The 13469-nt window shown below is 68.0% G+C and carries 14 protein-coding genes and 1 tRNA gene; 8 read left to right on the forward strand and 7 right to left on the reverse strand.

Annotated elements, in window-relative coordinates:
* Window positions 1–190: 190 nt before the first annotated feature.
* A complete protein-coding gene (locus tag Q8Q88_RS22245; RefSeq protein ID WP_305677365.1) occupies window positions 191–2110 on the forward strand; it encodes a potassium transporter Kup in 1920 nt (639 codons plus the stop codon).
* Window positions 2111–2467, forward strand: coding sequence for a hypothetical protein (locus Q8Q88_RS22250; protein ID WP_305677366.1), 357 nt, complete (start codon window positions 2111–2113; stop codon window positions 2465–2467).
* Window positions 2468–2476: 9 nt separating this feature from the next.
* Here the strand turns inward: Q8Q88_RS22250 and Q8Q88_RS22255 are convergent, their stop codons facing one another.
* Window positions 2477–2938 (reverse strand): Lrp/AsnC family transcriptional regulator, encoded by a 462-nt coding sequence (locus Q8Q88_RS22255; protein ID WP_305677367.1) that lies wholly within the window; start codon window positions 2936–2938, stop codon window positions 2477–2479.
* 111 nt (window positions 2939–3049) lie between these two features.
* On the opposite strand from Q8Q88_RS22255, the gene Q8Q88_RS22260 reads away from it, so the two are divergent.
* Complete coding sequence (locus Q8Q88_RS22260) at window positions 3050–4288, forward strand: argininosuccinate synthase (protein ID WP_305677368.1); 1239 nt, start codon at window positions 3050–3052, stop codon at window positions 4286–4288.
* Here the strand turns inward: Q8Q88_RS22260 and Q8Q88_RS22265 are convergent.
* Window positions 4285–4491, reverse strand: coding sequence for a KTSC domain-containing protein (locus Q8Q88_RS22265; RefSeq protein WP_305677369.1), 207 nt, complete (start codon window positions 4489–4491; stop codon window positions 4285–4287). The genes Q8Q88_RS22260 and Q8Q88_RS22265 overlap by 4 nt on opposite strands.
* 136 nt (window positions 4492–4627) lie before the next feature.
* Between Q8Q88_RS22265 and Q8Q88_RS22270 the strand changes: the two genes are divergently transcribed.
* Together Q8Q88_RS22270 and Q8Q88_RS22275 are read left to right on the forward strand one after the other, a co-directional pair.
* On the forward strand, window positions 4628–5032 hold the full coding sequence (locus tag Q8Q88_RS22270) for an MAPEG family protein (RefSeq protein WP_305677370.1): 405 nt from the start codon (window positions 4628–4630) through the stop codon (window positions 5030–5032).
* Between the two features lie 99 nt (window positions 5033–5131).
* Window positions 5132–6883, forward strand: a complete 1752-nt coding sequence (locus Q8Q88_RS22275) for an ATP-binding protein (RefSeq protein ID WP_305677371.1) — start codon at window positions 5132–5134, stop codon at window positions 6881–6883.
* Here the strand turns inward: Q8Q88_RS22275 and Q8Q88_RS22280 are convergent.
* Window positions 6880–7650 carry a sulfite exporter TauE/SafE family protein gene (locus tag Q8Q88_RS22280; RefSeq protein WP_305677372.1) on the reverse strand — a complete coding sequence of 257 codons (771 nt, stop codon included), beginning with the start codon at window positions 7648–7650 and terminating at the stop codon, window positions 6880–6882. The two genes, Q8Q88_RS22275 and Q8Q88_RS22280, sit on opposite strands and share 4 nt — an antisense overlap.
* Before the next feature lie 115 nt (window positions 7651–7765).
* On the opposite strand from Q8Q88_RS22280, the gene Q8Q88_RS22285 reads away from it, so the two are divergent.
* Both Q8Q88_RS22285 and Q8Q88_RS22290 read left to right on the forward strand, forming a co-directional pair.
* Window positions 7766–8398, forward strand: coding sequence for a LysE family translocator (locus tag Q8Q88_RS22285; protein ID WP_305677373.1), 633 nt, complete (start codon window positions 7766–7768; stop codon window positions 8396–8398).
* Window positions 8399–8481: 83 nt separating this feature from the next.
* Window positions 8482–9069, forward strand: a complete 588-nt coding sequence (locus Q8Q88_RS22290) for a hypothetical protein (protein ID WP_305677374.1) — start codon at window positions 8482–8484, stop codon at window positions 9067–9069.
* Here the strand turns inward: Q8Q88_RS22290 and Q8Q88_RS22295 are convergent.
* The 3 genes from Q8Q88_RS22295 to Q8Q88_RS22305 form a co-directional block, all read right to left on the reverse strand.
* Entirely contained in the window at window positions 9066–11462 is a 2397-nt protein-coding gene (locus Q8Q88_RS22295) for a bifunctional diguanylate cyclase/phosphodiesterase (RefSeq protein WP_305677375.1), read from the reverse strand. The genes Q8Q88_RS22290 and Q8Q88_RS22295 overlap by 4 nt on opposite strands.
* Window positions 11463–11548: 86 nt before the next feature.
* Window positions 11549–11833 (reverse strand): hypothetical protein, encoded by a 285-nt coding sequence (locus Q8Q88_RS22300; protein ID WP_305677376.1) that lies wholly within the window; start codon window positions 11831–11833, stop codon window positions 11549–11551.
* On the reverse strand, window positions 11826–12131 hold the full coding sequence (locus tag Q8Q88_RS22305; protein ID WP_305677377.1) for a hypothetical protein: 306 nt from the start codon (window positions 12129–12131) through the stop codon (window positions 11826–11828). The genes Q8Q88_RS22300 and Q8Q88_RS22305 overlap by 8 nt, the downstream gene beginning before the upstream one ends.
* Window positions 12132–12495: 364 nt before the next feature.
* On the opposite strand from Q8Q88_RS22305, the gene Q8Q88_RS22310 reads away from it, so the two are divergent.
* On the forward strand, window positions 12496–13332 hold the full coding sequence (locus tag Q8Q88_RS22310; RefSeq protein WP_305677378.1) for an enoyl-CoA hydratase/isomerase family protein: 837 nt from the start codon (window positions 12496–12498) through the stop codon (window positions 13330–13332).
* Between the two features lie 61 nt (window positions 13333–13393).
* Here Q8Q88_RS22310 and Q8Q88_RS22315 read toward each other — a convergent pair.
* Window positions 13394–13468 (reverse strand) — tRNA-Gly (locus tag Q8Q88_RS22315).
* Window position 13469: the final 1 nt, after the last annotated feature.

A 13469-nucleotide genomic window follows, 5' to 3' on the forward strand; every position in this document is an offset into this window, starting at 1 on the left:
CTCGAAGCGGTCAGGCTCCGAAGGTGGCCAAAGCGCCGGGAAGGTCAAGCCGCGCGCGCTTCGAGACCGTGAGCGTCAGCATGACGCGGCCACGCCGACGTTGTATGGGGCTCCAATCGGGTGTATCGCGCCCGCCGCGACGGCATCGGGCCGCCCAAGGGAACCTCCTCCTCGTTCCCGGAGACTTTGGATGGCTGATCCGGCCGACGCCCTTCGGGGTGCTGGAGAAGAGTCGCACTCCGCTCACAAGAAGGAAGGCTTCTGGGCGCTCGCCCTCGGCTCCGTGGGCGTGGTGTTCGGCGACATCGGCACCAGCCCTCTCTACGCCATGCGCGAGGCCCTGGCCCATTCGCGCGGCGGCGGAACCGACGAACTCGCCGTGCTAGGCGTGGTGTCGCTGGTCACCTGGGCGCTGATCCTCATCGTTACGATCAAGTACGTCGTCTTCCTGATGCGCGCCGACAACAAGGGCGAAGGCGGTACGCTGGCCCTGATGGCCCTGGCCCAGCGTTCGCTTGGCCGGCGGTCCCGGGCGGTGTTCATCCTGGGCGTGGTCGGCGCGGCGCTGTTCTACGCCGACGGTGTGATCACCCCCGCCGTTTCGGTCCTGGGCTCTATCGAGGGGCTCAAGGAAGTCCCCGGCATGGGCGATAGGCTGGCGCCCCTCGTGCTTCCCCTGTCGGCGGGCATCCTCATCGCCCTCTTCATGGTGCAGTCCCGCGGCACGGCCAGCGTGGCGCGGCTGTTCGGACCGATCACGGCCCTATGGTTCGTCACCCTTGGAGCGCTTGGGCTGCTGCATATTGGCGACGATCCGTCGATCATCCGGGGGCTGCTCCCGCACTACGGGGTGATGTTCCTGTTCTCCAACGGCCTGCTCGGCTTCGTCATCCTGGGCAGCGTCTTCCTGGCGGTCACCGGGGCCGAGGCGCTCTATGCGGACATGGGGCATTTCGGCAAGAAGCCCATCCGCACGGCCTGGGTGATTCTGGTCCTGCCCGCCCTGGTGCTGAACTATCTCGGCCAGGGCGCCCTGGTGCTCGACAACCCGATGGCCCGGGTGAACCCCTTCTTCCAGATGATCCCAGAGGTCATCTACTGGCCGGTGTGGCTGCTGTCGGTCGCCGCGACGGTGATCGCCAGCCAGGCGGTCATCACAGGCGCCTTCTCCCTGACCCAGCAGGCGGTCCAACTTGGCCTGCTGCCGCGGATCGACATACGCCGAACCAGCGAGACCCAGGCCGGGCAGATCTACGTGCCGCAGGTGAACACCTATCTGCTGATCGGCGTGCTGGTGCTGCTGGCGATGTTCCGGAGTTCATCGGGTCTCGCGGCGGCCTACGGCATCGCCGTCACCGGCGCGATGTTCGTCGACACCCTGCTGTTCTTCGTGATCATCCGCTACATGTGGAAGCGTCCGCTGTGGCAGGCCCTGGCGGCGGTGATCGGCTTCGGCGCCATCGACGTGATCTTCCTCGGCTCGAACCTTCTGAAAATTCCCCAGGGCGCCTGGTTGCCCCTCGTGATGGGCGGCGCCCTGGTCGTCATCATGTGGACGTGGAACCGCGGCGCCGAGATCCTCAGCGAGAAGACCCGGCGCGATTCCGTGCCGCTGATCGAGCTGTCGGAAATCCTCAAGGCCCGGGCCCCACACCGCGCGCCCGGCACCGCGATCTTCCTGACCTCGGACCCGGACATGGCGCCGGTCGCCTTGATGCACAATCTCAAGCACAACAAGGTTCTTCACGAGAAGAACATCATTCTCACCATCGTCACCGCCGAAACGCCGCGCGTGAGGGAGGACGACCGCATCCGCATTGAGCCGGTCAACGAGGACTTCAAGAAGGTCTTCATCACCTACGGTTTCATGGAGAGCCCGAACCTGCCCAAGGCGCTAGGCCTGTGCCGCAAGCTCGGCCTGAAGTTCGACATCATGGCCACCAGCTTCTTCCTCGGCCGCCGCTCCATCGTGCCCTCGGCCCAGTCGGGCATGCCGCTCTGGCAGGACAAGGTATTCATCTTCCTGATGAAGAACGCGGCCAATCCCACCGACTTCTACAAGATCCCCCCGGGCCGGGTGGTCGAGCTCGGAACCCAGGTGACGGTCTAGATGACATTGCTCTCCATCGCCGCCGACATCCTCTGGATCGTCGCCCTCTCGATCATGGCCTCGGCCAGCCTGACCGCCTGGCGGCGCATGGACGCCGACACCAAGGTGCCGATGCAGGGCGACCCGCGAAAGGCCCTGCGCCTGAAGCGCAACCTGGCGCTGGGCCTGCCCATGGTCCTGGCCTTCGCCTTCGGGGCGGTCCTGCTGTGGGGACACCGTAGCGTGACCAGCATAAGCTACGACGTGATCTTCTTCGGCCTGCGGGCCACCCTGGCGGCGGTCATCGCCCTGATGCACCTCCAGTGGCTGAGGGGCGCGCTGGCGGCTCTCGAGGCCGAAGGTGCGCTCAAACCCTGAGGCCCGCGCTCAGGGAAGCGGGATCTCGAAGCTGCGCTTGACGGTCTCCATCGGCACGTCGGTCTTGACGCTCTGGACGCTGGGGATGCGGGTCAGGTGGTCGGCCTGGAAGCGCCAGTAGCTGTTGAGGTCGGCAGTCACGATCCGCAACAGGGCGTCGCATTCGCCGGTGGTCAGATAACACTCCATCACCTCCGGCATCCTCCGGACGGCCTCGGCGAACTGGTTGGTGACGTCGGCGTCCTGGGTCTTGAACCAGACGCGCGCGAACACGGTCAGCCCGACCCCGAGCTTCGAGCCATCCAGCACCGCCACATAGCGCTCGATCACGCCGGCCTCTTCCAACAGACGCACCCGGCGCAGGCAGGGCGAAGGCGACAAACCCACCTCCCGAGCGAGTTCGATATTCTGCATGCGGCCGTCCCGCTGCAGCGCGCGCAGGATGCGCCGGTCGATCGCGTCGAGTTTCATTGGCGCCACACGCCTCATTCCTACGCCAGATTGGCATCCAATGCTGCAATCGCACTCATTCTTGGTGTCTTTGCAATCCAATTGTTTTGATCTTGGCCTAAGGTGCCGCCCATGAACACGACCACGCCCTCCGTCAAGAAAGTCGTCCTCGCCTATTCCGGCGGCCTCGACACCTCGATCATCCTCAAGTGGCTGCAGACCGAGTACGGGGCGGAGGTGGTCACCTTCACCGCCGACCTGGGCCAGGGCGAGGAGATCGAACCCGCGCGCGCCAAGGCCCTGGCCGCCGGCGTGAAGCCCGAGAACATCTTCATCGAGGACGTGCGCGAGGAGTTCGTCCGCGACTTCGTCTTCCCGATGTTCCGCGCCAACACGGTCTATGAGGGCCAGTACCTGCTGGGCACCTCCATCGCCCGGCCGCTGATCGCCAAGCGCCAGATCGAGATCGCCCGGCAGACCGGCGCCGACGCGGTCAGCCATGGCGCCACCGGCAAGGGCAACGACCAGGTCCGCTTCGAGCTCGGCTATTACGCCCTGGAGCCGGACATCCACGTGATCGCCCCCTGGCGCGAATGGGACTTCAAGAGCCGCGAGGCCCTGCTGGACTTCGCCGAGAAGCACCAGATCCAGATCACCAAGGACAAGCGCGGCGAGGCCCCCTTCAGCGTCGACGCCAACCTGCTGCACTCCTCTTCCGAGGGGAAGGTGCTGGAGGACCCGGCGGTCGAGGCCCCCGAATTCGTGCACATGCGCACCATCGCCCCCGAGGACGCGCCGGACAAGGCGACCGTCTTCACCATGGACTTCGAGAAGGGCGACCCGATCGCCATCGACGGGGTGAAGATGAGCCCGGCCACCCTGCTGACCCGGCTCAACGAGCTCGGCCACGACAACGGCGTGGGTCGCCTGGACCTGGTGGAGAACCGCTTCGTCGGCATGAAGTCGCGCGGCGTCTACGAAACCCCCGGCGGGACCATCCTGCTGGCCGCCCACCGGGGCATCGAGTCCATCACCCTGGACCGCGGATCCATGCACCTGAAGGACGAGCTGATGCCGAAGTACGCATCGCTGGTCTATAACGGCTTCTGGTTCGCCCCCGAGCGCGAGATGCTGCAGGCGGCCATCGACCACAGTCAGGCCATGGTCACCGGCCAGGTGCGGGTGAAGCTCTACAAGGGCAATGTCAGCATCGTCGGCCGCACCAGCCCCTACTCGCTGTATGACCAGGACCTGGTCACCTTCGAGGAGGGCAAGGTCGCCTACGACCACCGCGACGCGGCGGGCTTCATCAAGCTCAACGCGCTTCGCCTGCGCGTGGCCGCCAAGCGCGACCAGCGCATCAAGGGTTAGCCGCCGAGCTTGTTGTAGGGGTACTGGTCGCGGATCTCGAAGGCGAAGAACCGGCCCTTCGAATCCGCGTCGACGAAGCTGCGGTGCACCTCGCCGGGCACGCCCACATAGACGTACGCATCGCCGTCGTGGAAGGTGACGAAGAGCTTCGCCCGCGCTTCGTCATAGCGGATGTCGCGGATAGCCTCGGACTCGACCTGCATGGTGGGTCTCCCAACGTTCCGTGGACCGACCTTAAGAACGCGTCGACTTGGCGGATTAGTTCCCTTCGGCCTTCGCGCCGTGGCAGTCTGCCGCCAACGGCGGAGCTACCGCCAACAGCGTTTCGGGGGAAAATCCATGCAACCACACGGCTATGTCGCGCTCGTCACCATCGCGGCGCTTCTCACCTATCTCTGGATGATGGTCCGCGTCGGCCAGGCCCGCGCCAAGTGTGGGATCTCCGCCCCGGCCATGGTCGGCGACCCGCTGCTCGAGCGGACCATCCGGGTCCACTACAACACCCTGGAGGCCCTGCCGGTGTTCCTGGCGAGCCTTTGGCTGTTCGCCGTCTACTGGAACGACCTGGTGGCCGCCGGCCTGGGCGTGGTGTGGATCGTGGGCCGCATCGTCTATGCGCTTGGCTATTTCGCCGACCCGGGCAAGCGCGAGGCCGGATTCATGATCCAGTTCGCCGCCACCGCCGTCCTATTGTTCGGGGCCCTGGGTCGGATCGTCTGGTCGCTGGCGGTCGTAGGCGCCTAACCCTCTCAATTTGAGACGGTGGCGATGGCGAAGCGCTACTATAACGGGTAACGCAATTTCAGGGTTTTTGACCGCCACTGTCGCACGGAGGTGCGTCTCATGGTCGGAAGCCCGCAACCCGCGACGACGAGTCCGGCCGCCACGCCCGTCAGACGGCGCGGCGACCTGGCCGGCGGCCTGATCATCACGGCCCTGGCCGCCGTGGCCGCCCTGCCCCTGGTCCCTTGGGTGGCGGTCGCCGCCTGGACGGCCGTCGTGCTCGGCGCCGTCTGGACCGAGGCGCGTCATACCCGGCGCGGTTGGCGGGGCGCGGCGCTCGTCGCGGTCACCAACACCCTCTACGCCGGGGCGGCGCTGGGGCTGATCATCTGGGGCGACCCGGCCGCGCGGCTGTTCAGCTTCGCCCTGATGGCCGTCTGCATGGTCCACGTCCTGATGCGCCACCACCTGTCGCCGTGGGCCTTCCTCGTCGGGGTGGGCCCGCACATCGCGGTGCTGGGGCTGGTGGGCTTCGGCCTCACCCAGACCGCCCTGGCGCGCGGCGACCTGTTGGCCGCCCTGACGCCGGCCGCGGTCCTGGGCCTGTTCGCCGCCCTGTTCTGGACCGCCCGCGCGCAACTGGCCCAGTCCTGGGCCGAGCTGTCGGCCGCCAAGCAGGAGGCCCAGGAGCGCGAGCGCGCCGCCGAGGCCGCCAACCGCGCCAAGTCGCACTTCCTGGCCACCATGAGCCACGAGATCCGCACACCGCTGAACGGAGTGCTGGGCATGGCCCAGGCCATGGGCGGGGACGAGCTGTCGGATGTGCAGCGCGAACGCCTGAGGGTCATCCGCCGTTCGGGCGAGACCCTGCTGGCCGTGCTCAACGACGTGCTGGACCTGTCCAAGATCGAGGCCAGCAAGCTGGAGCTGGAGCTCGTCGACTTCGACATGGCCCACCTGGCGCGCGGCGTGGTGGCGGCCTTCACTCCGCTGGCCAACCGCAAGGGCGTCTCGTTCGGCTTCGAGATCGAGGACACCGCCCTGGGCGCCTATCGCGGCGACTCCACCCGCCTGCGGCAAATCCTCTACAACCTGATCTCCAACGCGGTGAAATTCACCGAGTCCGGCGGGGTCAACCTGTCCATCGTGCGCCGCGACGAGATCGTCGAGATCACCGTCGTCGACAGCGGCATCGGCATGGCGCCGGAAAGCCTGTCGCGGCTGTTCGACAATTTCTTCCAGGCCGACGCCTCCACCACCCGCCGGTTCGGCGGCTCGGGCCTGGGCCTGGCCATCTGCCGCGAACTGGCCGGCCTCATGGGCGGCGGCATCGAGGCCGAGAGTGTCCTGGGGCAGGGCTCCACCTTCCGGGTCGTCCTGCCGCTGCCGCGGGTCGGCGACGCCGTGGCCAAGCCGGCGCGCGCGCCGGCCCCGTTCCCGGAGACCGGGCCGCAGTCCCTCGACATCCGGGTGCTGGCCGCCGAGGACAACGACGTCAACCAGCTGGTGCTCAAGACCCTGCTGATGCAGGCCGGGATCGAGCCGGTGATCGTCGCCAACGGTCGCGAGGCCGTGGAGGCCTGGGAGCGCGAGGACTGGGACATCATCCTGATGGACGTCCAGATGCCGGAAATGGACGGCCCCGCCGCGGCCCGCGCCATCCGGACGCGCGAGGCGGAGACCGGGCGGCGCTGGACGCCGATCATCGCGCTCACCGCCAACACCATGACCCACCAGCGGGCCGAGTACGACGCCGCCGGCATGAACGGCCTAGTGGCCAAGCCCATCGAGATCGGCCGCCTGTTCGAGGCCCTGGAGAACGCCCTGGCCGCCGCCGCCGAGGACACCCGCCTGTTGGCCGGCCAGGGCTAGAACAGCAGCGCCACGCCCTGCCAAACCGCCAGGCCGATCACCAGCAATCCGACGATCCAGGTCAGCGCCCGCAGCGGCAGGACCTTCACCATCCAGCCGGCGATGGGCGCCGCGACGATCCCGCCGCCGATCAAGCCCAGGACCGACCACAGATACTGCTTCATGCCGCCGGACTCCCAGTGGCCGCTGAGCAGCGCCGCCAGGAAGGTCGCCGAGATGGCCGCGGCCACGAAGGCTTCCGCCGCATTGGTGGTGCCAATGGCCTTGCGGGGTTCCGCTCCGGTCCCGAGCAGGGTCGAGGTGACCACCGGCCCCCAGCCGCCGCCGCCGACCGCGTCGAAGAACCCGCCGACCAGGCCCAGCGGGAAGGGCGATTTCCAGGAGAATGGCTTGGGCCGGGCGCCCTTCCAGGCGCGATAGAGGATCACCACACCCATCAGGCCCAGCCAGCCGACGACATAGGGCTTGATCAGGTCGCCGTCGATGGAGGTGAGCACGAAGGTCCCGACCACGCCGCCCAGCACCCCGCCCAAGGACAGCAAAAGCAGGAGCCGCCAGTCCACGTTGCGATGGGCGATGTGGGAGACCGCCGAGGCCGCGCCGGTGAAGACCTTGGCCGCATGCACGCTGGCCGAGGCGGCGGCGGGCGGCACCCCGTTGGCCAGCAGGACCGTGGTGGAGACCACGCCATAGGCCATGCCCAGCGCGCCATCGACGAGCTGGGCGGCGAAGCCTACCGCGGCGAACAACCAGAATTCCGGACCCATCGCTCCTCCGTTCGAATTCGGAGGTCGCAGGTCTTCCGAACCGGGGCAATGGGGATTACCTGGGGACGGCGCCAGCATCTCTGAGCCTCCTCCCCTCTAGCGCCCGGCCCCACACATGGATCTGCCCGTCGACCCCGCGCGCTATGTCACCTTCCTGGGTGTGATGATGGTGATGGCGATCACGCCGGGCCCCGCCAACCTCTTCGCCATCGCCACCGGCGCCCAGAAGGGCAAGGCCGCCGCCCTGACCGGGGTGCTAGGGATGAACAGCGCCACCCTGGTGTGGTTCGCCGCCGCGGCCCTCGGCCTGGGCGCCCTGATCCTCGCCTTCCCCCAGGTGTTCCACCTGCTGGCCTATGCGGGGGCGGCCTATATCGCCTGGCTGGGGATCAAGGCCCTGCTCGGGGCCTTCAGCAAGGACGCCGAGCCGGGACACGGCGCGTTCAAACAAGGCAAGTCGGCCTATCTGGACGGCTTCGCCGTGCAGATCGCCAATCCCAAGGCCATCCTGTTCTTCACTGCGGTCCTGCCGCCGTTCCTCGATCCGCAGCGACCCCTGGCGGCCCAGCTCGCCGCCTTCGCCGCGGCGACCATCGGCATGGACGTGCTGTCCATGAGCGCCTACGGCCTGGGCGGGGCGGCCCTGGCGACGCGGATGAGCGAGCCGCGGTTTCGTCGGGGATTTTCGATCGTCGTGGGCTTGCTTCTTCTCACCGCCGCCGTCCTGATGGCGGGCAAGGCGAGGTAGCCGCTTCGCTACAAGCGCAACCACAATTAAGCCGATGTGTTTCCTTATAAATCCCGTTCGAGGGACTTTTAGGTTCGACAGTCATGACACGTAGAGCCGCCGCTATCGTCGCAAGCCTGGCCTTGGCGGGCCTGGTCGGCGCTTGCGCCACCGCCACCCCTTACCAGCCCAACATTCCGGGACAGGCCGTTTCCGGCGGCTTCTCCGAGCAGCGGCTGGAGAGCAACCGTTTCAAGGTCACCTTCGCGGGCAACAGCCTGACCTCCCGCGACACCGTCGAGGCCTATCTGCTGTACCGCGCCGCCGAGCTGACCGTGCAGCAGGGCTTCGACTGGTTCACCATCGTCGAGCGCGACGTCGAGCGCGACCGCCGCACCTATGTGGAGCGCGACCCGTTCTACCGTCCCTGGTACGGCCCGAGCTACGGCTATTGGCGGCCCTACTGGCGCTACTATGGCGGCGGCTTCGGCTGGCGCACCTGGGACCCCTATTGGGGCGACCCGTTCTGGGCCGACCGGATGGACGTGCGCACGGTCGAGAAGTTCGAGGCCACCGCCGAGATCGTCATGCGCAGAGGCCCCAAGCCGGCCGACGACGCCCGCGCCTTCGACGCCCGCGGCGTCATGGAGAATATCGGACCGCGCGTGATGCGGCCGGTTCCCAAGCCCTAAGCGGCGTTCGCCTTGCGGCGTTCGCCGCCGGCTTCGTGGACGTCGGTCCAGCCGCCAAGGGTGTCGAGCAGGGCGGGCCGGCCGATGTGGTAGCCCTGGACCTCGGCGCAGGCTTCCTCGCGCAGGAAGGCCAGCTGCTCCGGGGTTTCGACGCCTTCGGCGGTCACCGGGATGTCCAGGCTGCGGCCCAGGCCAAGCACCGCGCGGACGATGGCGGTGGCGCGGTCATCGCGGTGGATGTTCTCCACGAAACTCTTGTCGATCTTGATCTTGTCGAACGGGAACGACTGCAGGGTCGAGAGCGAGGAGAAGCCGGTGCCGAAGTCGTCCATGGCGATCCGCACGCCGAGCGCCTTCAGGCGGCGCAGGTTGTCGAGCGCCCGCTGGTAATCCTTGAACAGCGCGCTTTCGGTGATCTCCAGCTCCAGCCGGCCCGGCGACAGGCCGGTCTCAAGCAGGATTTCGTGCACCAGGTTGGGCAGGTTCGCCTGGTGCAGCTGCACCGGTGACAGGTTGACCGCGATCCGCAACGGCTTGTCCCACCTGGCCGCATCGGCGCAAGCGCGGCGCAGCACCCATTCGCCGACGGGCAGGATCAGCCCGCTCTCCTCGGCGATGGGGATGAAATCGAGCGGCGCGATCACGCCCCGCACGGGATGGGCCCAGCGGACCAGGGCCTCGAACCCGCAGATCTCGCCGTCCTCGGCCCGGGCCAGCGGCTGGTAGTGGAGGATGAGCTCCTCGCTGGCGACAGCGGTGCGCAGTTCGCGGGCCAGGGCGCGGCGCTCGCGAATAGTCTCGTCCATCTCACGCTTGAAGAACCGGTAGCGGCCGCGACCGCCGTCCTTGGCCCGGTAGAGGGCCATATCGGCGTTGGCCAACAGGGTCTCCCCCACCTCCCCGTCGTCGGGATACAGGCTGACCCCCAGGCTGGCGCCCACCGGCAGGTCGTGGCCCTCGTAGCTCACCGGCGCGCTTAGGACCTCCAGCAGGTTGGCTGCCAGCTCGGCCGCCGCGGCCGGCTGATCCCCGCCGCCGATCTGGACGATCACGAATTCGTCGCCGCCCAGGCGCGCGGCGAAGGACGGGGCCTCCACGGCGCCCTGCAGGCGCCTGGCGGTCTCCCGCAGGATGGCGTCGCCGGCCAGGTGGCCGTGCAGGTCGTTGGCTTCCTTGAAGTGGTCCAGGTCGACGCAGATCACCGCCAGACGCTCGCCCGCCGCGGCGGCCTGCTCCAGGGCCTGGCTCAGCCGGGCCTGCATGACCGTGCGGTTGGCCAGGCCCGTGAGGCCGTCATGGTCGGCGAGGTAGCGGATCTTTTCCTCGGCCGAACGCCGCTCGCGCAGGTCGCGGATCGCCAGCACCATCAGGTCGCCCTGGTCGCCGCCCGTTTCCAGCACGCGGCCGAAGGCCTCGATGGGGACGGTGGCGCCTCCGTCGCGGGGCCGCAGCCGGCCTTCGCGGCGGGTGTCGAGGGTGCTGCCGCCAGCATCGTCGAAGGTCAGCAGTTCGGAGGTCAGGTCGAGGCCGACCAGGTCGACGACATCGGCGGCGGCCAGGGCGCAGAAGGCGGCGTTGGCGTCCTGGATGCGGCCGGCGCGGATGACCACGATTCCCTCATAGGCCGCGTCCGCCAGCCGGCGCGTGCGCACCAGGGCCTGGTCGGCCGCGCCGCCTTCGATAAGCACGGCCCCCAGGCCGCCCAGAATGATCAGGCTGACGATCAGGGCGACGGACAGGGTCATCATCACCGACGACAGCAGCTGAGGCGGGACCTCGACCAGGGCGTCGGGGATCACCGTTATCGCGCCCATGCCCGTGAAATGCAGGCTGCAGATGCCGAGCGTCAGGACCAGACCGCCCAGCAACTGGCGAGGAAGGGTCCGGGCCTGGTCGGCGGCGAACATCGCCCCGACACCGCCGATCGTGCCCAGCGCCAGGGAGGCCGCCACGGTTGGCAGGTCCCAGGTCAAGGTCCCTTGGGTCACATAGGCCGACATGCCGGTGTAGTGCATGGCGCCGACGCCCTGGGCCGCCAGCACGCCGCCGGCCAGCTTGCCGGCGACGCCGCGGGCCGAGGCCGCCGCGCCGAAGGCGCAGGCCATGAAGACCCCGGCGATGAGCAGGGAGGCCAGGGTGCCGATCGGCATGAAGCCGGCCTTCAGCCCCGTCGAATAGGCGAGCATGGCGATGAAATGGGTCGCCCAGACCGAACAGCCGGCCACCAGACCGGTCAGTAGGATCCAAGCTGCGCGCACCCCGTGCGTAGATGTGTTGCGCATCCTGGAGTAGAGACGGAAGGTCGTGAAGCAGCCACCGAAGCAAACCAGTCCGGCGACGAGAACCAGCCTGAGGTCATGTTCTGTCGCTAGACAGGTGAGAGTCTTGAGCACGGAAACCAATCCTCGCCATCGCGGTCAGGGCTACTTGACGTAAAATCCGTAAAAAAAGGCTGCACGCATGCGACGGCTTCGAAGACCTAGGCCGTCGCCCGCCAGCCCAGGGCGACGCCGGTGACCGCCGCCAAGGCGCGCAACCGCTCGGCCAGATGCTCGGCGCGGACCTGGCTGAGGCCCGTCACCTCCAGGCGGATGGAGACCCCGCCGCCGCCCTGTGTGGCGGTCAAATCAGCGATCTCCGCCCCCTGCACCGCGAACGGTCCCAGCACCCGCAACAGCACACCGTCGCCCCGCGTGGCCTCGACCAAGAAGGTCCGGCGTCCCGCCTGGCCCTCGGTCCGATTGAAGGCGCTCCCGTCAGCCACGTCGACCCCCATAGTCGCGTTTGAGCAGCAGCCGGCCGGCCTCGTCATAGGCGCTGAGCCGCAAGGCTCCGGCCTCGGTGGCCCAGATCAGTTCGCGGCTCGGTCCTTCCGGCGGCCAGGTCAGGGCGCGCTCTACGGCCAGCAGGGTCTCGAGCGCCCCGCCGCCGCCGAGCGTCACCTCCAGGCGTGCGGTGTGTTCGAACAGGGCCTGGGAGACCAGGGTGCGCACGAAGCCGCGCACCGCGCTCCCGGCGTCGGGGTCCCCCGATGAGGATGGAGATGAGTCTTGGGGTGGCATGGTCGTGGGTCCTTGTGGTGAGGGGATCGGACCGACGGCGCGCAATAAAAAACCCCGCTGCCTGAGAAGGGAGCGGGGTTCCTGATCTTGCGATCCGTCGGCGGCTTTTAGGTCGCGCGCGTTCGCCCCGTTCCTGTGATGGGGGTAATAATCATCATCATGGTTTTCGAGACGCAGCCGGTCGCGCGCGCCGCGGGGCGCGTCGAGGTCGTCAGGCGTGGGTCGAAGCTAGCGCTCATGGCCGCCATGCTGATGAAGATCGCGGTCAACCTATAGCCGAGATTGCCGCCGCCCGGCAATACGCCGCGCTTGACCCGCGCCGTGCGGGGCCTAGGCTGAGCGCTTACAACGTAAGGAGAAGGCGATGAGCGAGACCTCGAGCACAACGGCCGAACTGGTCCGCGAAGCGCCGGAAGTGATCTACGAGGCGGCCGACGGGATCGCTGTCATCACCCTGAACCGCCCCGAGCGCCTGAACACCATCTCCGGCCCGATGCTGGCCCTGCTGACCCAGCTGCTGATCAAGGCCAACGAGGATCCGGCGGTGCGGGTGGTGATCCTGACCGGGACGGGACGGGCGTTCTGCGCCGGGCTGGACCTGGTGGGCGCCACCCAGGGCACGGGCATTGGTTCGGAGAGCCAGGCGGCGAACATCTCGGTCAATATCGACCTGCGCAACACCCCGCCCACCGTGCTGTTCGCCATGGACAAGCCGACCATCTGTGCGCTGAACGGCGCGGCCGCGGGCTACGGCATGGACACCGCCATGGGCTGCGACATCCGCATGATGGGCGAGAGCGCCAAGCTGGCCGCCGCCTTCGTCAAGCGCGGGGTGGTTCCGGAGTCCGGCGGCACCTGGATCCTGCCGCGGCTGATCGGCTGGTCGAAGGCCGCCGAGCTGATCTTCACCGGCCGCACCCTGTCGGCCCAGCAGAGCCTGGACATGGGCCTGGCGACCCACGTGGTCCCCGACGCCGAGCTGATGACCCGTGCCCGCGAACTGGCCGCCGAGATCGCCGCCAACGCGCCGCTGGCCGTGCAGTCGGCCAAGCGGCTGATGCGGATGGGCATGAACGAGACGTTCAACGACCACGTCCACCACGTCTATCTGCAGTTCCTGCAGCTGATCCGCACCCAGGACTTCCGCGAGGGCATGACCTCGTTCCTCGAGAAACGCCCCCCGGACTTCAAGGCCCGCTGACCGGAACGCAAAAAGCGGCCCCGAAGGACCGCTTTGATCGCTGCAACTTCCTGGAGGAAATTGGAGCGGGCGAAGAGATTCGAACTCTCGACCCCAACCTTGGCAAGGTTGTGCTCTACCACTGAGCTACGCCCGCA

Origin of the sequence: Phenylobacterium sp. (assembly GCF_030697925.1) — a bacterium.
GTDB lineage: Bacteria > Pseudomonadota > Alphaproteobacteria > Caulobacterales > Caulobacteraceae > Phenylobacterium.

Bases quoted from the DNA above. Each gene is read 5' to 3' on its own strand.
- Q8Q88_RS22270 (WP_305677370.1), top strand. From the start codon at position 4,628: ATGCAACCACACGGCTATGTCGCGCTCGTCACCATCGCGGCGCTTCTC.
- Q8Q88_RS22250 (WP_305677366.1), top strand. From the start codon at position 2,111: ATGACATTGCTCTCCATCGCCGCCGACATCCTCTGGATCGTCGCCCTC.
- Q8Q88_RS22265 (WP_305677369.1), bottom strand. From the start codon at position 4,491: ATGCAGGTCGAGTCCGAGGCTATCCGCGACATCCGCTATGACGAAGCG.
- Q8Q88_RS22275 (WP_305677371.1), top strand. From the start codon at position 5,132: ATGGTCGGAAGCCCGCAACCCGCGACGACGAGTCCGGCCGCCACGCCC.
- Q8Q88_RS22310 (WP_305677378.1), top strand. From the start codon at position 12,496: ATGAGCGAGACCTCGAGCACAACGGCCGAACTGGTCCGCGAAGCGCCG.
- Q8Q88_RS22245 (WP_305677365.1), top strand. From the start codon at position 191: ATGGCTGATCCGGCCGACGCCCTTCGGGGTGCTGGAGAAGAGTCGCAC.
- Q8Q88_RS22285 (WP_305677373.1), top strand. From the start codon at position 7,766: ATGGATCTGCCCGTCGACCCCGCGCGCTATGTCACCTTCCTGGGTGTG.
- Q8Q88_RS22305 (WP_305677377.1), bottom strand. From the start codon at position 12,131: ATGCCACCCCAAGACTCATCTCCATCCTCATCGGGGGACCCCGACGCC.
- Q8Q88_RS22290 (WP_305677374.1), top strand. From the start codon at position 8,482: ATGACACGTAGAGCCGCCGCTATCGTCGCAAGCCTGGCCTTGGCGGGC.
- Q8Q88_RS22260 (WP_305677368.1), top strand. From the start codon at position 3,050: ATGAACACGACCACGCCCTCCGTCAAGAAAGTCGTCCTCGCCTATTCC.
- Q8Q88_RS22280 (WP_305677372.1), bottom strand. From the start codon at position 7,650: ATGGGTCCGGAATTCTGGTTGTTCGCCGCGGTAGGCTTCGCCGCCCAG.
- Q8Q88_RS22255 (WP_305677367.1), bottom strand. From the start codon at position 2,938: ATGAAACTCGACGCGATCGACCGGCGCATCCTGCGCGCGCTGCAGCGG.